Raw genomic sequence first — 24,966 nt, forward strand, 5'->3', positions numbered from 1 at the left:
GCCCGATGTCATCCGCGCAGTCTAGCGGAGCAGGCAAGCAAGACCGCGTGGCGGTTCCGTGCGCTGCCACGCAGATGTGCCGCTGGTCGAGGACGCAACAGGCATGTGCGGCTGCATCCGGCAGCAGTTCGCCGCGAACGATGCAGCCGCCACCGCTGCAGCAGTGCCGCATGCGCGCGGAACCTGCACGGCGTCGCCCCGCGTCGTGGCACACACAGTGACTGGCCTGCGCAGACCTACTGCGCGCCCTCGGGCTCGGCCGCAGCGCTGTCCTGGCGCATCTGCAGCGCCAGATACAGGCGCATGCAATCGTCGGTGGTACCGAGGTCCACCGCGCACAGGTCCTGGATGCGCTGCATGCGGTAGTCCAGCGTATTGCGATGAATGCCCAGCGCCTTGGCGGTGGGCACCATGCGCATGCCGTTGGCGAACCAGCACGACAAGGTCTGCAGCAACTGGCTGCGGCGGTCCTGCGTCAGCAGCGCCTGCAGCGGCTTACGCAGTTCCTCGGCCTGCCAGGCCTGGCGCAGGTCGTCCACTAGCACCGGCAGGCGGTAGTCGTCGAAGAAGAAGGCATCGGCGCCCGGCGTGCGCGCCTTGCCGATGCGCATGGTGGTGCGCGCGATCTGGTGCGACAGCGCCAGCCCGTTGGGCTGCGGAAAATACTGGCCCAGTGCCAGCCGGATGCGCAGCGGGCTGCTGGCACGCATGCGCTCGAGCAAGGTGTGCGCACGCCGGCGTTGTTCGTCCACATTCCACTGCCCGCGCCGGTCCAGCGCCGGTTTCAGCACCACCAGCTCGTTGAGCGCGGTGGCGGCGATCAGGTTGCCGCGCTCGGGCGTGGACAGCAGCGTATGCAGGCGCTGCAGCTCCACCAGCATGGCCTCCAGATCCAGGGTGCCGCTTTCCACTTCGATGACCGCAGCCACGCGCGGCAGATCCAGCGCGATGCCCAGCCGCTCGGCCCAGCCGGCCAGCGCCGGGGTTGGCCCGTCGGTGCGGATCAGCCCCAGCGTGACCTCCTCGCGCAGGCGCGCGTCGCGGGCCAGCAGGCGCAGCAGCCCGGCCTGTTCGAGCATGGCCTCGGCGGCCATGCGCACCAGTTCGGCCTGTTGCCCGATGCGCTGCGGGTCGCCGGTCAGGCCCACGCAGCCGAGCACGCGGCCATCGACGATCAGCGGCAGGTTGACGCCGGGGCGTACTGCGTCGAGCTGCTGCGCCAGCGCCGCGTCGATCTCCACCCGCCCCTGCCGCGACAGCACCAGCAGCGCGCCTTCATGCAGCTGGCCGATGCGCGCCGGGTCGCCGCTGGCAACGATCACGCCGGTGTGGTCCATCACGTTGACGTTGCCGTCGATGATGGTCATCGAACGGTCGACGATGGACTGCGCCAGAGTGCGGTCGAGCGTAAGCATCGCCCTATGCTAGGGGAAACCCGGCGCCGGCCGGCGTGCGCGGCACACCATCAAGACGCGCGCGCCGGGACCGGCAACCGCGGTTGCGCCAGCGTCATGCCCACCTGCAACGCAGCGGCCACGTTCCGCGCGGCGATGCGCACATTGCTGGCCGCCTCGGCCAGGGCCTGCTCCACCGTGCAGGCGCGGTGCACCACCGCAAACATCGCTGCGATGCCGTGCGCATGCAGCAGGCCGGCGCCATTGCCCAGGCACCCGGCAATGGCAATCACCGGCTTGCCGTGGTGCTGCGCCACCCGCGCCACCCCCACCGGGGTCTTGCCATGCAGGCTCTGGCTGTCGATGCGGCCTTCGCCGGTGAGGACCAGATCCGCCTGCGCAATGGTGGCGTCCAGGCCCAGCGCCTGCGCCACGATCTCCACGCCGGGCCGCAGCTGCGCGCCCAGGAACGCCACCAGCGCAGCGCCCAGCCCGCCGGCCGCGCCGCCACCGGGCAGGCCGTGCAGGCGCAGGCCGAGGTCGCGCTCGAGCAGGTTGGCGTAGTGCTGCAGGTTGGCATCGAGCTGCCGCACCATGGCCGGCGTTGCGCCCTTTTGCGGGCCGAACACCGCCGAGGCACCGGTCGGGCCGATCAGCGGGTTGTCCACATCGCAGGCCACTTCGATGTGGCATTCCTGCAGCCGCACGTCCAGGCCGTCGGTCTCGATGCGGGCCAGCGCCGCCAGCGCACCGCCACCCGCGCCGATCGGCTCATTACGCGCATCCAGCAGACGCGCGCCCAGCGCTTGGGCCATGCCGGCGCCGCCGTCGTTGGTGGCGCTGCCGCCAATCCCGATGATGAAGCGCCGCGCGCCGGCATCCAGCGCGGCCAGGATCAGCTCGCCCACCCCGGCCGTGCTGGCCTGCAGCGGCGCGCGCTGCGCCGGGGGCACCAGCGCCAGGCCGCTGGCGGCCGCCATCTCGATCACCGCGGTGCGGCCATCGCCAGTCAACCCGAAGAACGCCTGCACCGGCGTGCCCAGCGGGCCGCTGACCGTGCAGTCGATCACCCGCCCGCCGGTCGCGGCGACCAGCGCCTCCACCGTGCCCTCGCCGCCGTCGGCCACCGGCACCTTGGTGTAGCTCCAGTCGGGGAACACCTCGCGGAAGCCGGCCTCGATCTGGGTGGCCACCTCTAGCGCGGACAGGCTTTCCTTGTACGAATCGGGCGCGATGACGATCTTCATGACGGAATGGGCTCAACGAAAAGGGGCACGGGCATCACTGGTTCACCGCCCTGGCCGGTACCCGCAGCACCAACGCGGCGCCCAGCACCATGGCCGCGGCCAGCACGTACAGGGCCAGCTCGGTGCTGTGGGTGGTGTCCTTGATCCAGCCCACCAGATAGGGGCTGACGAAGCCGGCAACCTGCCCGGTGGAATTGATCAGCGCCAGCCCACCGGCCGCGGCGGCGGCGGTCAAAAAGCCGTTGGTCAGCGGCCAGAACAGCGGCAGCCCGCTGACCGCGCCCATCGTGGCCAGGGTCATGCCCAGCAAGGCCAGCCACAGGTGGTCGGTGAGCGCGGCGGCCAGGCACAGGCCGGCGGCGCCCATCAGCAGCGGGATCACCAGATGCCAGCGGCGCTCGCGGCGGCGGTCGGCCGAGCGCCCCATCAGCACCATGAACACCGCTGCGGCCAGGTAGGGGATGGCACTCATCAGGCCGATCCGGGTCGGGTCGGTGACGCCGCTGCCCTGGATGATCGACGGCAGCCAGAAGTTGATCGCATACACCCCGCTCTGGATGCAGAAGTACACCGTGCCCAGCATCCACACCGCCGGGTTGCGCAGCACGGCCGCCAGCGAGGTGGACGCTCCGGCTGGCTTGCCCGCTTCATCGGCGTCCAGCGCGCGGGTCAGCGCCTGCTTCTCGACCGGGGTCAGCCAGCGGGCCTGCTGCACGCCATCGCTGAGCAGAAACCACACGCCAACGCCCAGCAGCACGGTGGGCAGGCCCTGCAGCAGGAACATCCACTGCCAGCCGGCCAGCCCGCCCTGCCCGGCCGAAAAATGGCTCAGGATCCAGCCCGACAACGGCCCGCCCAGCACCCCGGAAATGGGAATGGCCGACATGAAGATGGTCATGACCCGGCCATGCTGCGCGCGCGGGAACCAGCGCGTCAGGTACAGCACGATGCCCGGGAAAAAGCCGGCCTCGGCCGCGCCGGTGAGCAGGCGCAGGGTGTAGAACCCGGCCGGGGTGCGCACGAACATCAGGCCGGTGGAGAGCAGGCCCCAGCTGATCATCATGATCGCCACCCAGCGGCGCGCGCCCAGCCGCTGCAGGATCAGGTTGCTGGGCACCCCGCAGGCCAGGTAGCCGATGAAGAAGATGCCCGCACCCAGCCCGTACACGGTCTCGCTCATGCCCAGATCGCCCAGCATCTGCAGCTTGGCGAAGCCGACATTGACCCGGTCCAGATAGTTGAACAGGTAGCAGACGAACAGGAACGGGATCAGCCGCAGCAGGATCTTGCGGTAGGTGGCGGCCATGCCGTCAGGGTGCGGCAGGGGCCGGGAGGCTGGGGTCATCGCACGCTCCAACTCAGGGGTCGTCCAGGCGAACCGGACGCCGCAGCGCCCGCACCGCGGAAGGGGTGAACGCATTCTAATTGGCGCTTTTTCCTGAAATCTTCGGCAGAGCGTTGCCTGTAGTGGCGCTTGCAAACGCCGGTTTTCGTGCAAACACCCAAACGGAGCGCTTCGGCCTTATCAGCCCGGGCAGCCTACCTAGCCGAGCCAGCCACTGCCGCCGCGGGCCCGACCGCTGCCAGACAACCCCCAACATCAGACGCGGCGAGCGCTGCCCGCTACCTCAGCACACGGACGCAGGCACTCCCCAGCCGAATCACGCCGCAGCCATCACCCCATCCACCCACAAGCCATCCAGCCCCACCGCTCTCCCTGCACAACGCCCTGCCCCCACCGCGCACGACCAACCGCTTCAACGATTCCCCACTCCCGATTCCCGATTCCCAGCCGCATAGGCCTGCGCCTGCTCCATCACCCGCAGCAGATTCCCACCCCAGATGCCGGCGATCTGCGGCTCGCTATAGCCCTTGCGCAGCAGCCAGGCGGTGATGCGCGGCAGGTCGGAGACGTCTTCCAGCCCGACCACGCCACCGCCGCCATCCCAGTCCATGCCGATTCCCACATGCGCGGGCCCGGCGATCTTGAGCACATGCTCCAGATGCGCGAAGAAATCCTCTTCGGTCGCGCGCTTGACCGGGTAGCGCGCATCCAGTGCCTTGAGCGCTTCACTCAGGGCGGTGCCGTCGGACATCTTCAGATGCTCCCAGCCGCCGTATTGGTCGGCCAGCGCCTTCTCGGCGGCCTTGCGCTCGGGGCTGGCGCCGCTGTCGATGAGATAGCCGCCATACGAATTCACCTGGATCACCCCGCCATGCGCGGCCAGCACCTTCAGGCGTGCGTCGTCGATGTTGCGCGGGTGGTTGTAGACCGCCCGCGCACCGCTGTGCGAGAGCACGATCGGCACCGGCGACAGCACGATCAACTGGTCGAACACCGCATCGGAGGCATGCGATTGATCGATCACGATGCCCAGTGCCTGCGCCTGCTGTACCAACTGCTTGCCGGCCGGGCTCAGGCCTTTCCACTCGGCCCCTTTCGGGTCGGTGGCCGAATCGGCGAACTCGTTGTTGAGAAAATGCACCGTGCTCATCAGCCGCAGGCCCTGCGCGTAATAGAAGCGCAGCAGCGACGGGTCGGCCACCAGCGGGCTGGCGTTTTCCATGCTGATGTAGACCACGCGCTTGCCGGCGGCCTTGATGCGCGCGGCATCGGCGGGCGTGGTGGCCAGCGCGAAGCGTTGCGGCTGGGCGGCCAGCAGGTCGTGGATCTTCATCAGCCGCTGCAGGCCGGCGTCGCGGTCATCGAGATGCGCGGCCGCACTGCGATTGCCTTGCCCGGTATAGACCGCCCAGAAGCCGCCATCGAGCGCGCCTTCGAGCATGCGCGGGTAGTCCACCTGCGACAGCCGATTGCCGGCATGGCCCTGCATCACATCGAAATCGCCGCGCTCCAGATTGGCCGGCGTGTCCAGGTGCGAATCCAGCGTGAGCAGGCGCTTTTGCAGTGCGCTGGCGCGGGCCAGCTCGGCGGCGGAAAACTCCATCGCGTGTGCCGAGGTGGTGGCGGCCAGCAACAACGACAGACATAGCGTGTGCAGTTTCATGCGGTCTCGCTTGCAGGGGGGGTCACCGGATCATAGCCGCAGGTGTCGCCGCGGCGGGCGCCCGCACTGCGTCATCGGCTGGCCGTCATCGGGCGGGCGCAGCGGCGCAATGTCCACCGGTGCCACAGCACGAACGCCGACCGCGTTGCAGAACCGAATAATCCATCTTCAAATCAATTGCAGACCCGCGCGCGCTGCGCACACTTGCGCCGCCGCCCCTCCAACGGCCTGCCACCGCCCTCGCTTCGCCACACCGCCTCGGCGTGTGTGCAGTGGCGTGCGCGCCTTCACTCATGCCCGAGCGCCCTCATGCCCAACGCATCGCCTGCTTTGCCCCGCCGCCTGCCCGCCCGCCGTCTACTGGCCGCCGCCCTGATCGCCACCGGGCTGCTGGGTGCCGCCTCCACCGCCAGTGCGGCCTGCACGGCAGGTCCCTGGACTGCGCGCGCCAACGAAGCCGGCATGCCACCGGTGCGTTATGAAACCACGCACTTTGCGTTCCGCTGGAATGGCGACGGCGTGTCCAGTGCCGACGTCCGCGCGGCTGGCGAGCACCTGGAGATGGTCTGGGACACCTTCATCAATCGCCTGCAATTCCCCGAGCCGGCCTGCACCAGCACCACCAAGACCAAGGCCAGCATCCACCTGGATCCGGGCTTCGGGCTGAGCGGTGGGGTCACCGGCAGCGGCAACATGGGCATGTGGATGGCACCGGGCGGGCTGCGCGATCACTGGGGCCTGGCACACGAACTCACGCACGCACTGCAGGGGCAGACGCAAAGCCTGCGCGACTCCGACTACACCGGCTGGATCTGGGAATCGCACGCCAACTGGATGACCCACCAGCTGCCGGAATTCCACGCCAGCGACGTGCATTGCTCCAGCATGCTGGTGAACTACCCGCACCTGTATCTGGGCTCCACCCGCGACCGCTACTGCAACTGGCAGTTCCTGGAATACCTCAAGAACCGCTACGGCTACGCCATCGTCAACGACCTGTGGGCCAAGGCGCCCAAGCCGGGCGATCCGGCGCAACGCAGCGCCGACCCGTTTTCGGTACTCCGCACCAACATGGGCTGGACGCAGGCGCAGTTGAACGATGTGTTCGGCGACTGGGCGCTGCGCAACGTCAACTGGGACTACACCAACCCCGATGGCAGCGATCAAGGTGCGCTGTACCGCGCGCGCTACGGCAGCAACCTGGCGTTCGATCCGCAACGCACCCAGGACTGGGACAACCGCGACCGCGCGCTGCGCATGACCGTGCTCGACCCAGTCGCCGGCCAGGCCAACCGCTACCGCGTGCCGTTCGAATGGGCACCGCAGCGCTGGGGCTACAACCTGGTGCAGCTGATCCCCGCTGCCGGCGCCACCAGCATCGGCGTGAGCTTCGAAGGCCAGGTGCAGACTGCGCCCGCGGTCACCGCATTGCCCGGCCTGGTGACCGACCCGGCCAGCATTCCAGCCCCGGATTCGGACTGGCGCTGGGGCGTGGTCAGCATCGACAGCAGCGGCCGCGCGCGCTACAGCGCCCTGCAGCGCGGCGCCAAAGCCAGCGTCACCGTGGCCCTGCGCAGCGGCGACCGCGCGGTGTACCTGATGGTGATGGGCGCGCCCACCACCATGCACAAGATCAAGTGGGACCAGTCCTATTACGCGATCTATCGCTACCCGTGGAGCGTGACCCTGAGCAACGCCGCCGCGGCCGGCAGCCAGCCCGGCGCGCCCACGCCCACGCCGGTGGGCCGCCAGCATGCCAACGGCGGCGGCTGGGTGGCCAACACCGCCAATGTCGCCTCCACCGCCTATGTGGGCCCGTTCGCGCGCGTGCTGGCCGGCAACGTGCTGGGCAATGCGCGCATCGACGGCCACGCCACGGTGATGGGCGGCACCGTGCAGGGCAACGCGGTGCTCGGCGGGCTGACCGTGTGGCACCCCGGCGCGGTGATCGGCAACACCGCGCAGGCCCAGACCGTGTTCATGGGCCCGGGCGCCTTCGGTGCGGTCACCGTGGCCGGCACCACCCAGGTGCGTGGCGACCTGGAACTGCGCGAAGGCACCACACCTAGCCAGGGCGTGTTCTACGGCTATGCCGACACCGAGACGATGCGCAACCCCGAGTTCGGTGCAGACCTGCGCCAGGCGGTGCCGGAGATCACTGCGCGGCCGGCGGGCTGGTAATCAAGCCGTTGCGCTGAGCGTTGTCTGCCCCGCAGACAGCGCGCGTGGGCCAGGGAGGCAGTGCGTGCGGTGTTGGCGCGATCACGGCCGTGGATCGCGCAGCACGCATGTCTTTAGAGGGGCTAACAAAACGTAGCGAGCAGCCGTCAGGTGGGTGCGGACGGCGCGGAGGAACCGGAGTGTACGTGGGTACATGCCGATTCCGAGCACCGGCCGCGCCCGCCTGGCAGCTGCGCAGTCGTTTTGATAGCTGCTCTTAGTTTGCGCGTGCGGTGACACGCGTGAGTAGCCCAGCAACGCGCGCATCTGACACCCATCGCGTGCTGATCAACAGCCTGCGCTCACACTGTAGCGCGCGCCGAACCGCTCAGTCGTCGAGCTCGGCCAGCCGCGCACGCACGCTGTCGGCATCGATGTGGTCGCGCAGGTGCGGCCACTGCCGTGCCCACACCGACAGGAACACGATCCAGGCGCCAAACACGCCCAGGCAGGTCGAACCCAGTGCCAGGATCAGCGGATGCAGCGGCGACTGCACGCCGGTCTTGAACAGATACATGAAGGCCCCGGCGAACAGCAGCCACACACCGAACACCGGCCAATTGCTGGCCAGCAGGCTGGTGTTGGGGCGCTCGATCTGCCGCAACAACCGGCGCAGCGCCTTGCGTTCGTCGTCGTGGATGGTCATCGCCAGGCCTCTGCTGCGGGATGTGGAGAGCGGCAACCCACTGGCTGCCAGGCGCGCGGTGATGGCGCACGTGCAGCGCGGCAGCGTGTAGCCATGAGCCCCTTGCATGGTGCCAGGGCATCGCGCGGGCATCACGCCTCGATCGTACTGCGGCCCGCCTCATCGCCCCCGCCGATACCCACGGCACCGGCAGGGAGCTAAGGACGTTGTCAGTCGACCACGCGGCAGAACACCGCCTTGAGATAACGCGATTCCTGTACGTGCGCCATGAACGGGTGGTCCGGGCCGGCACCGGCGACTTTCAGGATCTGGATGGTGCGCCCGGAGAAATACGAAGCGCGCCGCAGCATGTCCAAAAACTCCTGCTCGGCCACCAGACCGGTGCACGAGAAGGTCGCAAACAGGCCACCCGGCTTGACCACGCCCAGCGCCAGCTTGTTCATGTCCAGATACTTCTTCAGCGCCGGAATCACCTGCTCGCGGTCGCGGGTCATCTTGGCCGGGTCCAGGATCACCACGTCGTATTTCTCGCCGCGGTTGGCCGCATCGCGCAGCCACGGAAAGATGTCGGCCTGCACGAACTTCGGGCGCACGTTGTTGAGCTTGGCGTTGCCCTTGGCAATGGCGATCACGTCTTCGTCGATGTCCACGCCCAGCACCTCGGTGGCGCCGCGCGCGGCCGCATACACCGCAAACCCGCCGGTGTTGCAGCACAGGTCCAGCACGGTCTTGTCCTTGACCTGCTCGCTCAGCCACTGGCGGTTCTCGCGCTGATCGGCAAAGAAACCGGTTTTGTGCGCGCCGGCCGGGTCGGCACGGAACTTGATGCCGTACTCGGTGATCACCGAGGCTTCGGTGGTGGTGTTGCTGTGGAAATCGAAGCTTTCCTGCTTTTGCACATGCTCATCGGCAAAGCTGTGGAAACGGCAGCCGGGGAACTGTTCGCGCAAGGCCTCGTAGATCCACTCGCGGTGGCGGAACATGCCGGCGGCGAAGAATTCCACCACCACCAGGTCGCCATAGCGGTCCACCACCAGGCCGGACAGACCATCGCCTTCGCTATGCACCACGCGCCAGGCATCGGACACGCCATCGAGCTGCAGCCAGTCGCGGCGCAGGCTCACCGCCGCGGCGATCTTGCGCGAGAACCAGCCCGCATCCACCGGTACCGACTGGTCGGTTTCCAGGATGCGCACGGCGATGCGCGAATGGCCGTTGTAGAAGCCGCGGCCGATCCATTCCCCGTCCACGCCGACCACATCGACGATGGTGCCGGGCTTGGGCTTGGCGGCGGGCTTTTCCACCAGCTTCTGGAAGATCCACGGGTGGCTGGAGCGCCACGCATTCTTGAGTCGGACGACGGGGACAGGAGTATTCATTCACCTATTGTATCCGGCTGGATTGACGTGCCCGGCCCCTGCCCGCAGAATCGGCGCCAGAAGGGGAGTAGCTCCCAGCGTTGTCGCCGTCATGACGAGTCCTGCCAGCCAGGCTCCGGTGCAACGGCAACCGGCCAGGCCGGTTGCGAGCGAGACCTTCGCCGCGCAGGCGAAGGTCCGTCACCCGGAATCCACGATTTCCGTGTCACAAGGCCTCAGCCCACCGGCTGTCCAGGTCGTTTCACTTTTCGGGATTCTTTATGCAAACCATTGGCAATGTCTGGTTATGGGGCGGTTTCGGGGTCGTGGTGATCGCCGCGCTGCTGATCGATCTGGTGCTGATGCGCCATGGCGGCGCCCACCAGGTGACCTTCAAGGAGGCCACCTGGTGGAGCATCGGTTGGGTGCTGCTGGCGCTGGCCTTCAATGCCGGGCTGTGGTGGTACCTGCAGGGCACGCTGGGCGATGCGCAGGCCGACCAGATCGGGCTGCAGTTCCTCACCGGCTACCTGGTCGAAAAATCACTGGCGGTCGACAACATCTTCGTGTTCCTGATGGTCATGACCTACTTCGGCGTGCCGGAGGAACAGCGCCAGCGCGTGCTGATCATTGGCGTACTGGGCGCGATTGTCCTGCGCGCGATCATGATCTTCGCCGGCTCGATGCTGCTGGCCAAGTTCCATTGGCTGCTGTACGTGTTCGGCGCGTTCCTGCTGCTGACCGGTATCAAGATGTGGTTCTCCGCCGGCAAGGAGCCGGATCTGGAAACCAACCCCGTGTTGCGCTGGATGCGCAGCCATCTGCGCCTGAGCCCGCAGTATCACGGCAACCTGCTCAGCGTGATCAAGGATGGCAAGCGCTGGTTCACGCCGCTGTTCGTGGTGTTGATCCTGATCGCGGTGATCGATGTGATCTTCGCGGTGGACAGCATCCCGGCGATCTTCGCGATCACCACCGACCCGTTCATCGTGCTGACCTCCAACGTGTTCGCGGTGCTGGGCCTGCGCGCGATGTTCTTCCTGCTGGCCGGCATGGCCGACCGCTTCCACCTGCTGCCGTACGGCCTGGCGGTGATCCTGGTGTTCATCGGCACCAAGATGATGATCATCGATCTCTACAAAATCCCGGTGCTGGTCTCGCTGGCCGTCGTGGTCGCCATCCTGGTCGCCACCATCGTGCTGAGCCTGCTGCGCCCGGCAAAGCCCACAGGGCACTGAGGGGCTGGGATTCGGGATTGGGGATTCGTGAATGGCAGCGCCGCGTGCGCTGCTCGTCTCTGGCGCACCGACCATCTTGAGGGGTCCCTGCCCGCCCACCATCGCGGGCCCTGACGCGGTATGGATGCCGCGTCAGCGCTTACAGGGATGGACTTGCGGCGTGTCCCGCGATGGTGTGCGGGCAAGGGCCCTGCAGCCAAACGACAGATCAACAATCAGAAGCTAGGTAAGTCGAGGGTGCGGTGCCCTCACCGCTCGCGGGACACGCCGTGAACCCGTCCCTGGGGGCTCGGTGGCGGCATCCATGCCGCCACACGGTCCCGCAATCGGCGAGGACACCGCACCAGAAAGTCTGCTGGTTGCTTTGTTGAAAGCCATAAACACCGACCATCTCCGATGGTCCTTGCCCGCCCACCGTCGCGGGACCTTACGCGGCATGGATGCCGCGTAAGCGCTTACAGGGAGGTACTTGCAGCGTGTCCCGCGATAATGGGCGGGCAAGGCCCTGCAGCCAAGCCGCAGATCGTCCGGGCTGATGCGCCAACGATCGGCGCCGGGAGTGGATTGTCCCGTCGCCGGGCCTGCTTATCCCGAGCCGGAGAGGCTTGTAAAAAAACCCGTGCGACGCCATCCGTGAAGGCATGACCTCGCATCCTGTTGCCACCGCCGACGCCACCACGCAAGACCGCCTGGATCGCTCCCGGGTGCTGCGTGCCTTCAACCTCAGCCTGGCTGCCGTGCTGCTGCTGGTGGCCGTGTTCACCGCCCAGGGCATGTTCGACTGGCGTGCGTGGGCGGTGGCGCCCCTGCAGGCCGACGGCCTGATCGGCATCCTCACCGCGCCACTGTTGCACGGCTCGCTCGCGCATCTGGGCGCCAATGCGGCCGCGCTGCTGATCCTGGGCACCCTCGCCGGCAGCGTGTATCCGCGTGCCACCGCGATGGCGTTGCCGCTGCTGTGGCTGGGCTCGGGCCTGGGTGCATGGCTGCTGGGCGACCCCGGCAGCCGCCACCTGGGGGCGAGCGGTGTCACCCACGGGCTGATGTTCCTGGTGTTCGTGCTGGGCCTGCTGCGCCGCGACCGCCCGGCGATCGCCACCAGCATGATCGCGTTCCTGTTCTACGGCGGCATGCTGATGACCATCCTGCCCCACGAAGCCGGCGTGTCCTGGCAATCGCATCTGGGCGGCGCGGTGGCCGGCCTGGTTGCCGCGCTGCTGCTACGCCTGCGCGACCCGCAGCAGGCCAAGCCGCGCTACAGCTGGGATGACGAGGACGAAGACGCCGCCTGGGAGGTCAGCAACGCCGAGCACGCCATGCTGGAACCGCCGCCGCCGCGTCAGGTGCCGGTGCTGTGGCAACGGCAGGACGATGGCTCGGAAAACGTGGTGCTGCATTTCCCGCCACGCGAACGCCCACCGAGCACGTAGTGCGCGTTCTGCAGGCGACTAACCAAGTAATCAGTGCTGTGCCGCGTTTTGTAGGAGCGCGCTTGCGCGCGATGAAGCGTTATCGATAAAGCCCATCGCGCGCAAGCGCGCTCCTACGCACGCGTTGTCTACCGCGGTGTCTGCCCAATCAATGCACGTCGCGCCAGGCCAGGGTCGTCAGCCAAGAGCGCATCGATGTCCGTGTCCAGATAGCGTTTCAATTCCGCCAGTGCACCAGGCACGTAACACCATTCTTTAAGCGAACCACCGACCAATCCACGTCGCCGCCCGCCCCACGTAGGAGCGCGCTTGCGCGCGATGAAGCGTCACCGGTAACGCCCCATCGCGCGCAAGCGCGCTCCTGCGTATGCGTTGCTTACCGCGGTGTTTTCCCGCTCAATGCACGCCGTGCCAGGCCCGGGTCGTCGGCGAAAAACGCATCGATGCCGTTGCAGAGATAGCGCTTCAATTCCGCCAGTGCGCCACGCACGTACAACCATTCTTCAAACAAACCACCGACCAATCGACGTCGCTGCCCCGCCCCACGTATGAGCGCGCTTGCGCGCGATGAAGCGTCACCGGTAACGCCCCATCGCGCGCAAGCGCGCTCCTACGTATGCGTTGCTTACCGCGGTGTTTTTCCCGCTCAACGCATGCCGTGCCAGGCCCGGGTCATCGGCGAAAAACGCATCGATGCCGGTGTCCAGATAGCGCTTCAATTCAGCCAGCGCACCCGCTTCGTTACGTTGGGTCGGCGCACCGCCACTGCGGTTGTCGGCGGCGAGAAAATAGTTTTCGGGACGAAAGGTGTACGGCTGCACCTGCAATCCCGCCGCATGCGCATCGCGCACCAGGCTGGTCGGTTGACCCAGGCGCTGCTGCGCGTCCAGCGGAATGATCGCGCGGATGTCCGGGCCGATCGCGTCGGCGTAGGTGGCAACCTGCGTGAGCCCCGCAGGCGTCATCAGTTGCGCATAGGTGGCTGGCGCAGCGCCCTTGCCCGCATCGGGCAGCGCCATCTGCGCACCACTGAGCAATTGCAGCAGCCGGATGTTGCTCTGCCGCCCGATCTTGCCGCGCAGGTAGCGCAGGTTGGTAGTCTCGAACGACTGGATCACCACCGGTGACGTGCGCGTATACGCGTGCGCTTGCAGGGTGGCCAGCACCTTGTCTTCCATCGCCAGGCCCAGGCTACTGAAATAGCTCGGGTGCTTGATCTCAGGAATCATCCCGATCGTGCGCCCGGTGGCGGCCGACTCCGCCGCAACGAAGTCGATGATCTCGTCCAGCGTCACGATCTGAAAATGGCCATCCCACTGCGTGCCACGCAACTGCGGCAACCGCTCACGCGCGCGCAGGGTCTTCAACTCGGCCAGGGTGAAGTCTTCGGTGAACCAGCCTTCCAGCGCCTGGCCATCGATGGTCTTGCGCGTCTTGCGCGCGGCAAACTCCGGATGGCTGGCCACATCGGTGGTGCCGCCGATCTCGTTCTCATGGCGCGCCACCAGCACGCCATCCTTGGTCGACACCAGATCCGGCTCGACGAAATCAGCGCCATCGACGATAGCCTTGGCGTAGGACGCCAAGGTATGTTCCGGGCGCAATGCGCTGGCGCCGCGGTGCGCGAAGATCTGCACCGTCTTGGCCAGTGGCGCCTCTGCAACGGCGGGACCGCTCATGCCGGCCATCATCGCTCCCAAGACTAGAACACGGTGGAACTGCATCATGCCTTTCTCCAACGAAAAAGCAGCCATCAGAACCAAAGCATGATCGCCAGGCGAACGCGGCCGATGGGCGGTGCGGCATGTACGACACGTACACCCCTTTTTCTCCGCATCGTCCGCACCCGCCTGACAACCACGCGCTAAGAGCGGCTAACAAAACGTAGCGAGCAGTCGTCAGGTGGGTGCGGACGGCGCGGAGGAACCGGAATGTACGTGGGTACATGCCGATTCCGAGCACCGGCCGCGCCCGCCTGACGGCTGCGCAGTAGTTTTGATAGCTGCTCTAAGTCTTGTCGGCCACTCTAAAACTAACAGCGTCCATCAGCATCGGAAATCCGTAAGCAGCAGCAAGACCCGCCGTTACGAATCCCCAATCCCGATTCCCCGATCCCTAACTCAGAACTTGGCATCCAACGTCAAAAACACCTGCCGCGGCGCACTGGCGTGAAACGCCAGCTGACGGCCATTCGGATCGCTGTTGGCGAACGCGGTGAGGTTGGAGGCGTAGCGCTTGTCGGTGAGGTTGGTCACGTTGAGCGAGAGCTTCAGCGACTGCAGCATGCTGACCTGGCCAAACTCATAGCCGGCGCCGGCATCGAACGAGGTGTAGCCGCCAAAGCCCTGATCATTGGTGTAGGTGTAGAAGCGCTCACCGGTGTACTTGCCACGCAGGTTGACGTTCCAGCCAGCGTAGTTGAAGGCGATTTCGCTGGCGAGCATGCGCTTGGGCGTATCCACCGTGATCTTGCCGGCAGTGGCAATGGTCACCCCGTTCTGCACGTAGTTGTCGTCGTAGGTGGAGCGGTTGATCGAGGCCGAGTTGTACCACTGCAGGTAGCTGGTGGGCTTCCAGATCACCGTCAGTTCGCCACCGCGGCTGCTCACCGAGCCCACGTTGAAGAAGCGCGTGGTGCAGGCCGGCGTGGTGCCCTGCTGGATGCTGGCGCAGGGGTTGAGCGAGAGCAGGCGGTTGTCGAAGGTGACGTCATAACCGACCAGCGAGGCTTCGAAGCGGTCACGCACGAAGCGATAGCCGGCTTCCAGCGTGCGCGACTTTTCCGGCTCCAGCGCGCCCACGCTGGCATCGAACGAGGCCTGCGTCACCAGCAGCGGGCCGCCGGCGCCGCCGCCCTGGAATGCGGCGATGTTTTCCGCGTACGAGGCGAACACTTCCTGCCCTTCGGCCAGGCGATACCCCAACCCGATCTGCGGCAGCACCGACTCGCTGGCCTTGATCGAGCCGGTAGCCACCGGCGCTTCCACTGCGATGCCCGGCGTCTCGCGCGCGGTCATTTCGGTACTCGGGCTCTTGATGCCCAGATCCACGCTCAGGCGGTCGTCGAGAAACTTGAAGTTGCCCTGCACGTAGAACTGCCGCGTGGTGATGATGTAGTTCTGCGAGAACAGCCGGCGGTCGGGATCCTGCAGGAACTTGTCATCGCTGACCGGCCCATCGATCCAGTAGAAATTGCGCTCCACATCGTGGTGGTTGCGCTCGTACCACAGCCCGGCTTCCAGATGATGCGGGCCCAGATCCCAACCGAGCGAGGCGATACCGCCGGTGCGATTGATCCAGTAGTTGGTGCTGCGGATCGAGATCGGCAGTGCCTGCGGCGTGCCCGGGTTGGATGCCTGCCCAGGCGACCACCAGTGGCCCTGGCCCTTGTTTTCATGGTGATACACCTGCGTGTGCAGGCTGATCGCATCGTTGGGCTGGAAGTCGCCGGCCACGTAGAACAGGTCGTCGTCGCGCAGCGCGCGGCTCTGGTAATACGCATCGTCCACGTTATCCACGCCGCCGCTGAAGCCGCAGCGCGCCGCATTGCGCGTGGCCGGCGCGCAGTACGCCGCCGCCAGTGCACGGTTCCAGTCCGGCGCATACAAATTCCAGTCCCAGCCCAGGCCACGCGCCATGCCGCTCTTGGACAGGTAGGAATAATCGGCTTGCGAGGTGCGCGAGGTGTCGGCGAAGGCCGTCAGCTTGCCGCCGTCGAACTGATACACGCCCTTGGCATTGAACTGGCGGGTGGTGGTCGGCGACTCGGGGCGCGCCCACATGTCGGCTTCGGCATTGATGCCGGACACATACGCCGAGAACCCGTTGTAGTCGCCGGTATCAATACGCAGGAAGGTGCGGCGGTTGGCATCGGAGCCCACCGTCTGCGACACCTGGCCGCCAAACACGCTGGACGGATCGGCCGAGTAGTACTGGATGGTGCCGCCGAGGTTGCTGGTCGACGCGGTACCGAGCGCACCGATACCCGAAGCCAGCTCCACGCCGCCGAAATTCTCGGCGATCAGCGCGCGGCTGATGTTGAGGCCGTTGTAGTTGCCGTACGCGTTATCGCCCAGCGGCAACCCATCGAGCGTGTAGCCCAGACGCGTGCCGTTGAAGCCGCGCAGGCTGATTGTCTGCGACTCTTCGTTCGCGCCGAAGGCATCGTTGGACTGCACGTTGACGCCCGGCATGCGGTTGAGCAGCTTCTGGATGCTGGTGCCCGGCGGCAGCACCGGAATGTCCTGCTGGGTGATGCGCTGCACCTGACGGGTTTCGCCCTGACCGATCACCGACACCGCATCGAGTTGCTGCACGGTTCCCGTGGCGGCAGACGCGTCGGCACCTGCCTCGGCGGGCGTATCGGCGGCGCGCACGGCCGGTGACAGCACGAGCGCGGTAAGGACGGCGGCACTGAGGAGATGGGTCTTGGGCATGAGCGCGTGGGGGAAGAGTCAAAAGATGGCGGCAAGCGTGCGACAGCTGTCTTGCGCCGATGCGACGGCCACATGACAGTGCGGCGACAGTCGCTGCGTTGCGCGCGCCGTCACTGCGTGGCGCCGGCATGCAGCTGTCATCTGCGCGTCGTAATGTGCGCGTTCTTCCCGTTGTGCCGTTTGAGGAGTGCTCCATGCCGCAGCGCCGTGCTCGCTCGTTCCGTCGGACGCTGACGGGCGCCGCCATTGCCACGTTGCTGATAGGCAGCGGCCTGGCGGGTGCGCGGGAGAAGCCAGCTTCCGCAGGTTCGGTGATTGCTACCGACGCGCGTGGTTATCTTCAGAAAGAGCAATTGCCCGACAGCCTGCAGCTGGTTCCGCCACCGCCGCAGGATGGCAGCGCCGCGCTTGCCAACGACGAGGCAGTGGCCAAGGCGATGCTGCAACTACGCGGCACGCCACGTTGGGACCTGGCCACGCGCGACGCCGCGCTGGGCTTCCCGGCGGCGGCTGGCCACTTCAGCTGCGCATTGGGCGTGCAGATCGACCACGCTACGGCGCTACACCTGCTGCGCCTGCTCGAACGCAGCCTGCGCGATGCCAGCACCAGCACCAGTGCGGCCAAGGCGCGCTACCAACGCCCGCGCCCGTTCATGCGCAACGATCAACCGATGTGCACCCCGGCCGACGACGACAGCCTGCGCAAGAACGGCTCCTACCCGTCCGGTCACACCGCCATCGGCTGGAGCTGGGGCCTGATCCTGGCCGAACTGGCACCGGCCAGGCGCGATGCCCTGCTCGCCCGCGGCCGCGCCTTCGGCGACAGCCGCCTGGTCTGCAACGTGCATTGGCAAAGCGACGTCCTGCAGGGCCGCATCATGGGCGCCGCCACCGTCGCGGCACTGCATGGCAACGCCGATTTCCAGAAAGACCTGGCCGCCGCCCGCCGCGAGATCGCCAAGGCCACGCCGTTGGACTCCACGACATGCGCGGCAGAAGCCGCCGCCCTGCAGACGGTGTTGCCGGGCGTGCTGTAGGCCAGATCGCAGTGATGCGCGCCGGCGCGATGTGCAGGTCGCAGGCATGCCGCGCATAGCGGTGGATAAGTTCGGCAGTTGCTCGGATCTAGATCGCCTAACCCCAGCGCAAATCCGCGGATCGATTGCCTGTTTCACTGAGCGGCGAGGTGCTGCTCGCGTTTGCACCACGCATGGAGCATCGGCCACCGCATTACTTCCCGATACAAAAACTCGAAAAGATCTTGCCGAGTAAATCGTCCGCGCTGAGCTTTCCGGTGATTTCGCCGAGGGCTTCATGCGCCAGACGCAGTTCTTCGGCGGCCAGTTCGAGCTGCTCGTAGCGCAGCTCCAGATCTGCGGCGTCGGCATGTTGTTCGGCGCGGTGCAATGCATCGACATGCCGCGTGCGCGCTGAAAATTCGCTATCCACGCTTTCTATGCCATCGCCCAGCGCCAGTTCGCGCAGGCGGGTGTGCAGGTGCTCCAGCCCCTGCCCGGTCTCCGCAGACACCGCGATCGCATCGGCATCCAATGGCCCAGCCACAGCCAGCAGGTCGCATTTGTTGTGGATCCACAACCGGCGCGGTACCGCATCGATGGCATCGCCGAGGGCGTCGCGCGCGGCCTGCGGGTCACGTGCATCCACCACGATCAGCGCCAGGTCGGCACGCTGCAGTTCGGCGCGCGCGCGGCGCATGCCTTCGCGCTCGATTGCATCCCCGCCCTCGCGCAGGCCTGCGGTATCGACCAGGGTCAGTTCGAATCCGTCCAGCTGGATCGCTTCATGCAAGGTATCGCGCGTGGTACCGGCGACATCGGTCACGATCGCCCGCTCGCTGCCGGCCAAGGCGTTGAGCAAGGAACTCTTGCCGGCGTTGGGCGGGCCGATGAGTACTGCGTGCAAACCATCGCGCAACTTGCGTCCACGTTCGGCATCGCGCAACAGCTGCGCAAGCAATGCGCGCGTGCGGGTGAGTTCCTCGCGCACCTGGGCGCCGCCCAGCGTGTCGAGGGGCTCATCGGCGAAGTCGATCGCCGCTTCCACATGGATACGCAACCGCGTGAGGCTCTCACTCACCGCATCCACGCGTCGCGAGAACACACCGTCGAGCGATCTGCGCGCCGCACGCGCTGCGCGCAGATCGCCAGCGGCGATCAGGTCGGCAATCGCTTCGGCCTGTGCCAAATCGAGTTTGCCTTTGAGAAAGGCCCGCTCGCTGAACTCACCCGCGCGCGCCTGGCGTGCACCCAGCGCGATGCAGCGGGCCACCAGTTGCCGCAGCAGCACCGGGCTGCCGTGGCCCTGCAGCTCCACCACCTCTTCGCCGGTGAAACTATGCGGCGCGGGGAACCACACCGCGATGCCGTCATCGATGACCTCGCCCTGCGCATCGCGAAACCGCGCGTAACGCGCATGCCGCGGTTGCAGCCCCGAGATACCCAGCGCAGCGGCGATCTGTACAGACTGCGGGCCGGACAGCCGCACGATACCGATACCGCCAGTTCCGGCAGCAGTGGCGATGGCAACGATGGTGGAAGGCGAAGCATTCATGCGAAGAGAGAACGAAGAGAAATCACAGAGTCTGCAACTGTGCGCGTGCCTGCTCGGCACCGGCACCTTGCGGCTGCAAGGCAAGATAGGTGGTGTAGGCCTTGCGTGCCTTCTCGCGATCGCCTGCCTTGGCATAGGCATCGCCGAGGTTGAGATAGGCCACCGCGCGCGAGGGATCGATCTTCAAGGTGTTTTCCAGCCAACGTGCGGCTTCGGCATAGCGCTCCTGGCGGTAGTACACAAACCCCAGGTTGTTGGCAGCCAATGCAAAGTCCGGCCGTAGCTTCAGGGCTTCGGCGAACTGCTCGGCGGCATCGGCGTAGCGTTTTTCCTTGTACAGCTGCAGACCACGTTCGTTGGCCAATTGCGCACGCTGACGGTCGCTGCTCTTCACCGCGGTTGGCAGCACCAACGTGGCTTCGCCGCCCTGCAAGGTCTTGACCGTCACCGGCGCCGCATTCGCGGGTACGCCGGCACTCACTGCAGCCGGACGCACTGCATCCACGCGGCCATTGAGCGCGATCGCCGCCGCCGACAACTGCGCGGTGTCGGCGGTGAGGAATTCTTCGCCACTCGGCACCTGAAACACAAACTCACCGCCCTGCGATCCCGGCAGGCTGCCGAATGCCGGCGTCTGTGCCGACACTGCAGACACGGCCGGCGCGACATACGCGGCCAGCTCGGTTCCGGTGATCAAGCCATCGCCATTGAGATCGCCCTTGCCGGCCAGCGCCTGCAACACCACCCAGGTGAACACCGAATGCCCATTCGGTCCACTGTCGGCCACCTGTTGATCGGCGCCGCCCGCGGTGAGCATCTGGCGCGCGATACGGCGGGCGTTCTCACGCAGGTAGGCGCTGGAACTTGGGCCGCCACGGGTCAATCCCAAACCGCTGTAGCAGGCATCCATCACGAACAGCACGTGCTTGGCCTGCAGGCTTTCGGCGATGTTCTGCAGGTCGCTCATCGCGATCGCATCATTGGCCAGATGCTCCGGGTCCGAATCCACCGGGATGATGTAGCCCAGGTCGCGCCCGGAGGCGAGCCGGCGCGTGGCGCCATGCCCGGCGAAGAACACGAACACGCGGTCGTTGGTCTGCGCGCGTCCATCGCCGAGCCGGTCATGGAACGCGGCCAGGATATTGTTGCGGATGGCTTCGGCATTCTTGAGCACGATCACCTGCGACGACGGAAACCCCAACGGGCCGGTCAAGGTGTTGGCAATCGCCTGCGCATCGTTGGCGGCGTATTCGAGCTTGGGCCAGCGCGCGTAGTCGTCGATGCCGATCACGATCGCCCACGACTTGGCATAACCGGTGGTCACCGTTGCGGACGCGGTCGCGCTGGGCGCACGTGCCACCGAGAAATCGCGCCCGTTCCAGCCGGCAAACTGGTAGCCATCGGCAATCAGGCGATCCAGGATCTGCGGCAACGCTTTCACGGCGCGGTCGTGGATATCGTGGAACAGCACGATGCCGCGCTGCTCCTTGTTCACCTGGTCCAGCACGCGCTGCACGATCGATTCCGGCACCGGGTCGGCCCAGTCCATCGAATCGATGTTCCACATGATCGATTTCAGGCCCGCTTCGCCGAGCAACTGCAGCCCTTCGGCATTGCGTGCGCCATACGGAAACCGAAACAGTGGCGCGCGCTTGTCGTCCACCGCACGCAACAGCGTGTCGGTATCCAGCACCTGGCTGCGCAAGGCCGCACCGGTGGTCTTGGATAGCTGTGCATGGGTGAGGCTGTGATTGCCCACCGCATAGCCTTCTTCCATCAGGCTGTGGCTGATCTTGGCCAGCGGCGCCAGGGTCGGCTTGCCTTGCGCATCCAGGTTGCCCAGATTGCGGCCCACTTCGAAGAACACGCCGGGCACGTCGTAGCGTTTGAGGATGGCCACGACCTCTTCGGTATACGCCTTGTGCGGGCCATCGTCGAAGGTCAGCACCACCGTCTTGGGCGGCAGATCGCGGCCGAAGATCTCGCTCTCGCTGTCGCGCGCGGAGAACGGATACGGCTCCACCACGCCGTGGTCGCGCAGGATCTTTTCGCGCGTGTACAGCGTGCGCAGATGCGCCACGTAGTCGTCCCATTTCTCGCGCTTGGGCGTGATGGCGCGGCTGCGATCGAAGCGGGAGAAGATCTGGGTCAGCTCGGTGTTGTAGGTGCGCTCGATTTCATCCAGCGCCTCCAGGTCTTCGCCAATGCGTTGGTGCAGTTTCACCGCCGGCAATGCCGAATCGCGGCCAATACGCGCGTGCAAATCGCACAGCACTTCGCGAAAGGCCAGGCGATCGGCATCGTAGAGATCGGGCGCCGACTCGACGTCGTCCAGCACAGTGGCAAGGATGGCAAAGCGGGTGGACGCATTGGAGGCCAGTACGGTCTCGAATCGTGCAGCAATACGCTCGCGCTGCTCCAGGTTCTCATGGAACAACTGCTGGCCCACGCTGCTGGAGGTGGCACGGTCGCGCGGCGATTGCGCGGCCTCATCGGCCAGCAACACGATGATGCGGCGATGCCGGTCGAGTTGTTCGCGCAACTGCACGATCAGGGCGCGCGCATCTTCGGCAGCGGGATCGTTTTGCGCGGCAGATGTGGCGGATGCGGCTGGCTTGGCAGCCTGCGCATCGTGCCCGGCCTGCGGTTTGCCGCAGCCGGCCAGCAGCAACAGCCCCACATAACTGGCGCACAGCAACAGGCGGTGCAGCGGCGAAGACATCACGAACGCATCCTTGGCATGGTCAGCACGTGCGGTGGTGCACCGCGGGGGCACATGTACAAAGCCCGCCTTGCGGCGGGCCTTGTTCCACTTACTTGGCGTTGGCCTGGATGATCTTGCTCGGCTTCTCGCCGTGCTGGCGGATCATCCACCACTGGATCAGCAGATTCAAACCGCCGTTGACCACCCAGTACAGCACCAGACCAGAAGGCACGAAGGCCATCATGACGCCGAACACCAGAGGCATGAACTGCATCATCTTGGCCTGCATCGGGTCCATGCCCGGGGTCGGGGTCAGCTTTTGCGTGGCCCACATGATGGCAATGTTGAGCACCGGCAGGATGAAGTACGGATCGCGCGCGGTCAGGTCCTGGATCCAGCCCAGCCACGGTGCCTGGCGCAGTTCCACCGATTCCACCAGCACCCAGTAGAGGGCGAAGAAGATCGGCATCTGGATCAGCAGCGGCAGGCAGCCGCCCATCGGGTTGATCTTCTCCTTCTTGTACAGCTCCATCATCGCCTGATTGAATTTGGCGCGATCGTCGCCGTAGCGTTCCTTAAGCTGCTGCAGGCGCGGCTGGAAGCGGCGCATCTTGGCGCCGGACTTGTACTGCGCAGCCGACAGCGGGTACAGCGCCAGGCGCAGCAGCACCACCAGGCCGATGATGGCCCAGCCCCAGTTATGCAGGAAGCTGTGCAGATGGCTCAGCACCCAGAACAGGCCCTGGCCGATGATGGCCATCAGCGAGAATCGGCTGTAGTCGATCACGCGGTCCAGCCCCTTCACATCTTCCTTGGCGATCAGGCTAACCAGCTTCGGACCCACCCACAGGCGCGCCTCGGTGCTGGCGGTCTGACCCGGTGCCACGGTGAAGGCCGGGCCACGCAGTTCGGCCACGTCGCGCGGGCCATCCTGATTCAGCACATACAGTGAGGCCTGGTCCTTCTGCGGAATCCACGCGGTGAAGAAGTGGTGCTGCAACAGCGCCACCCAGCCGCCGGTGATCTGGCGATTCAGGCCACCGTCGTCCATGTAGTCTTTGAACGCGCGGCGCTCGTACCCTTCCTGCGGGCTGTACCAGGTCGCGCCGTTGAAGCTGAAGGAATCCGGGTTGGTCATGCCGCGGCTGAGGATGGTCGGCACCCGGCTCAGCTTGCGGAACACATAGCCGTTCCACGCCGCATCGCTCTTGTTGATCACCTCATCCTTGATCGAGATCGCGTAGCTGCCGCGCTGCAAGGTGAAAGTGCGGCGGATCGATACGCCATTGGGGCCGTTCCACACGAACGGCACCACCAGGGTGTTCTGGCCCTTGGCCAGTTCAAACGTGGTGCCCGGCTGCTCGGCACGGAAACCGCCCACGCCCGGCACCGGCGAGCGCTCGCTGGCCCAGCCGCTGGTGGCGTTGTACGGATGCGCGGCGTCTTCGGTCAGCAACTTGACCGGCTCGGTGCCGTCCTTGGTCTGCGGGAACTGCAACAGCTCGGCGTCGAGCACGCTGCGGCCGTCCAGCTTCAGGCGCAGCACGTCCGAGGTCAGGGTGATTGCCGGCGCGGCACCTGCCGCCACGGGCGTGGCCGTGGTGGTGCTGGTCGCAGGCAGCGCGGCAGGGCTGCCGGCTTGCGGAATTGCCTGTGCCGACGGCACGTTCGTCGCCGGGGCCGCGGCATCCGGATCGCGCGCCGCCGGGACCGCCTGCGAGGCGATCGGCGTCGGCGCATTGGCGGCCGCCTTGTCCTTGCCCCACTCCATCCACAGCAGTGCCGCGACCATCAGCCAGGCAAAAATCAGGAAAACACGGGTCTGGTTCATCGGGCAGCAACTCGCTCAGTCGGAACGGGGGTCCGGCTCTGTCGGGGAAAGGGAGGATGGGCGCGGTGCCCTGGCGGGCGGCATTGTGCCGGGCGCGGCAGGCAGGGGCAATGCGCCGGCACGGCGCAGCAGACGCACGAAGGCGTCGCGGATCTGTGGATTGGTCGCTTTGGCGGCCGCCGAACGGGCCACGATGACGTAGTCACCGCCGGCAAGCTCCGGCAGCAGGTGGCGCATGGCATCGCGCAGCACCCGCTTGATGCGGTTGCGTCCCACCGCACGCGTATCGACCTTGCGCGACACCGCCATGCCCAGACGCGGCGGGGTCTCGCCACTGCACCAGTGCAGGCTCAGCAATGGGTCCGAGGTGCGGCGCGCGGTATCGAAGACGACCGTATATTGCGCACGCGTACGAACCCGCGCAGAGCGAGGAAATCGCCTGCACGGGTTCGATGCGTTCACTGAAGGGATTGCCTCGGCCGCAGGGAGCGGCGCGGCAATCAAGCGCTCAGGCGCTTGCGGCCCTTGGCGCGGCGGCGAGCCAGGATCTTGCGGCCGTCGGCGGTTGCCATACGTGCGCGGAAGCCATGGTCGCGTGCTCGCTTCAGGTTGCTGGGTTGGAAAGTACGCTTGGTGGCCATGGGGCCCTCTGCATGGATGGAGACGAATAGAACCGGAAATTCTATAGGAGCAATTGGGGCCGGGTCAACTCCCTGCTGGCTTTACCGCAAGTGACGGCGTGCATGGCCTGTGGATGGACCTGTGAATAACCCTGGGAAAACCCTGCCCCGGGTGCTAGTCTGGTCCATCCTCTTTTCACGACCGGGCTGCGAGCACGGCGCTTTTCTGCGCGCCGCAGCCAGCAACAGATGATCACACTTTG

General features: G+C 66.3%; 17 protein-coding genes, 2 other RNA genes and 1 pseudogene. 4 read left to right on the forward strand and 16 right to left on the reverse strand.

Annotation, left to right across the window (positions count from 1 at the left end; translation table 11 throughout):
• Window positions 1–236: 236 nt before the first annotated feature.
• The 4 genes from ACCQ01_RS22610 to ACCQ01_RS22625 form a co-directional block, all read right to left on the reverse strand.
• Window positions 237–1,415: a sugar diacid recognition domain-containing protein gene (locus ACCQ01_RS22610; RefSeq protein ID WP_228434141.1), complete on the reverse strand. Its 1,179-nt coding sequence runs from the start codon at window positions 1,413–1,415 to the stop codon at window positions 237–239.
• Window positions 1,416–1,465: 50 nt separating this feature from the next.
• Window positions 1,466–2,641, reverse strand: coding sequence for a glycerate kinase (locus ACCQ01_RS22615; RefSeq protein ID WP_228434142.1), 1,176 nt, complete (start codon window positions 2,639–2,641; stop codon window positions 1,466–1,468).
• 34 nt (window positions 2,642–2,675) lie between these two features.
• Window positions 2,676–3,986: an MFS transporter gene (locus ACCQ01_RS22620; RefSeq protein WP_228434143.1), complete on the reverse strand. Its 1,311-nt coding sequence runs from the start codon at window positions 3,984–3,986 to the stop codon at window positions 2,676–2,678.
• 412 nt (window positions 3,987–4,398) lie between these two features.
• On the reverse strand, window positions 4,399–5,649 hold the full coding sequence (locus tag ACCQ01_RS22625) for a dipeptidase (RefSeq protein ID WP_228434144.1): 1,251 nt from the start codon (window positions 5,647–5,649) through the stop codon (window positions 4,399–4,401).
• Between the two features lie 309 nt (window positions 5,650–5,958).
• On the opposite strand from ACCQ01_RS22625, the gene ACCQ01_RS22630 reads away from it, so the two are divergent.
• Window positions 5,959–7,830: an Svx/AvrXca family virulence/avirulence protein gene (locus tag ACCQ01_RS22630; RefSeq protein ID WP_228434145.1), complete on the forward strand. Its 1,872-nt coding sequence runs from the start codon at window positions 5,959–5,961 to the stop codon at window positions 7,828–7,830.
• A 120-nt stretch (window positions 7,831–7,950) separates the two neighbouring features.
• On the opposite strand, the gene ACCQ01_RS22635 is transcribed toward ACCQ01_RS22630, so the two are convergent.
• From ACCQ01_RS22635 to ACCQ01_RS22645, 3 genes are all read right to left on the reverse strand, one after another.
• Window positions 7,951–8,025: non-coding RNA, sX9 sRNA (locus ACCQ01_RS22635), on the reverse strand.
• A 172-nt stretch (window positions 8,026–8,197) separates the two neighbouring features.
• On the reverse strand, window positions 8,198–8,515 hold the full coding sequence (locus ACCQ01_RS22640) for a hypothetical protein (protein WP_116891478.1): 318 nt from the start codon (window positions 8,513–8,515) through the stop codon (window positions 8,198–8,200).
• 209 nt (window positions 8,516–8,724) lie between these two features.
• Window positions 8,725–9,894 (reverse strand): class I SAM-dependent rRNA methyltransferase, encoded by a 1,170-nt coding sequence (locus tag ACCQ01_RS22645; protein WP_011039292.1) that lies wholly within the window; start codon window positions 9,892–9,894, stop codon window positions 8,725–8,727.
• A 260-nt stretch (window positions 9,895–10,154) separates the two neighbouring features.
• On the opposite strand from ACCQ01_RS22645, the gene ACCQ01_RS22650 reads away from it, so the two are divergent.
• Both ACCQ01_RS22650 and ACCQ01_RS22655 read left to right on the forward strand, forming a co-directional pair.
• Window positions 10,155–11,111, forward strand: a complete 957-nt coding sequence (locus tag ACCQ01_RS22650) for a TerC family protein (protein WP_228434146.1) — start codon at window positions 10,155–10,157, stop codon at window positions 11,109–11,111.
• 641 nt (window positions 11,112–11,752) lie between these two features.
• Window positions 11,753–12,541, forward strand: coding sequence for a rhomboid family intramembrane serine protease (locus ACCQ01_RS22655; RefSeq protein WP_228434147.1), 789 nt, complete (start codon window positions 11,753–11,755; stop codon window positions 12,539–12,541).
• A 376-nt stretch (window positions 12,542–12,917) separates the two neighbouring features.
• Here ACCQ01_RS22655 and ACCQ01_RS22660 read toward each other — a convergent pair.
• The 4 genes and pseudogenes from ACCQ01_RS22660 to ACCQ01_RS22675 all read right to left on the reverse strand — a co-directional run.
• Window positions 12,918–13,025: pseudogene (locus ACCQ01_RS22660) on the reverse strand (glycerophosphodiester phosphodiesterase); the annotation flags it as partial.
• Between the two features lie 91 nt (window positions 13,026–13,116).
• On the reverse strand, window positions 13,117–14,268 hold the full coding sequence (locus ACCQ01_RS22665) for a glycerophosphodiester phosphodiesterase (protein WP_372358842.1): 1,152 nt from the start codon (window positions 14,266–14,268) through the stop codon (window positions 13,117–13,119).
• Between the two features lie 145 nt (window positions 14,269–14,413).
• A non-coding RNA gene (locus ACCQ01_RS22670) (sX9 sRNA) lies at window positions 14,414–14,488 on the reverse strand.
• A 173-nt stretch (window positions 14,489–14,661) separates the two neighbouring features.
• Window positions 14,662–16,977, reverse strand: coding sequence for a TonB-dependent receptor (locus tag ACCQ01_RS22675; RefSeq protein ID WP_228433613.1), 2,316 nt, complete (start codon window positions 16,975–16,977; stop codon window positions 14,662–14,664).
• Window positions 16,978–17,171: 194 nt separating this feature from the next.
• Between ACCQ01_RS22675 and ACCQ01_RS22680 the strand changes: the two genes are divergently transcribed.
• Window positions 17,172–18,014, forward strand: a complete 843-nt coding sequence (locus ACCQ01_RS22680; protein ID WP_228433612.1) for an acid phosphatase — start codon at window positions 17,172–17,174, stop codon at window positions 18,012–18,014.
• 193 nt (window positions 18,015–18,207) lie between these two features.
• Here the strand turns inward: ACCQ01_RS22680 and mnmE are convergent, their stop codons facing one another.
• From mnmE to rpmH, 5 genes are all read right to left on the reverse strand, one after another.
• Window positions 18,208–19,548 (reverse strand): tRNA uridine-5-carboxymethylaminomethyl(34) synthesis GTPase MnmE, encoded by a 1,341-nt coding sequence (gene mnmE, locus ACCQ01_RS22685; protein WP_228433611.1) that lies wholly within the window; start codon window positions 19,546–19,548, stop codon window positions 18,208–18,210.
• 22 nt (window positions 19,549–19,570) lie between these two features.
• Entirely contained in the window at window positions 19,571–22,273 is a 2,703-nt protein-coding gene (locus ACCQ01_RS22690; protein ID WP_228433610.1) for a polysaccharide deacetylase family protein, read from the reverse strand.
• A gap of 88 nt (window positions 22,274–22,361) precedes the next feature.
• Entirely contained in the window at window positions 22,362–24,083 is a 1,722-nt protein-coding gene (yidC, locus tag ACCQ01_RS22695; protein ID WP_228433609.1) for a membrane protein insertase YidC, read from the reverse strand.
• Between the two features lie 15 nt (window positions 24,084–24,098).
• Complete coding sequence (rnpA, locus tag ACCQ01_RS22700) at window positions 24,099–24,545, reverse strand: ribonuclease P protein component (RefSeq protein WP_228433622.1); 447 nt, start codon at window positions 24,543–24,545, stop codon at window positions 24,099–24,101.
• A gap of 38 nt (window positions 24,546–24,583) precedes the next feature.
• Entirely contained in the window at window positions 24,584–24,724 is a 141-nt protein-coding gene (gene rpmH, locus ACCQ01_RS22705) for a 50S ribosomal protein L34 (protein ID WP_002805908.1), read from the reverse strand.
• Window positions 24,725–24,966 lie beyond the last annotated feature (242 nt).

The organism is Xanthomonas sp. NCPPB 4037 (genome assembly GCF_041475695.2).
Taxonomy (GTDB): Bacteria; Pseudomonadota; Gammaproteobacteria; order Xanthomonadales; family Xanthomonadaceae; genus Xanthomonas; species Xanthomonas campestris.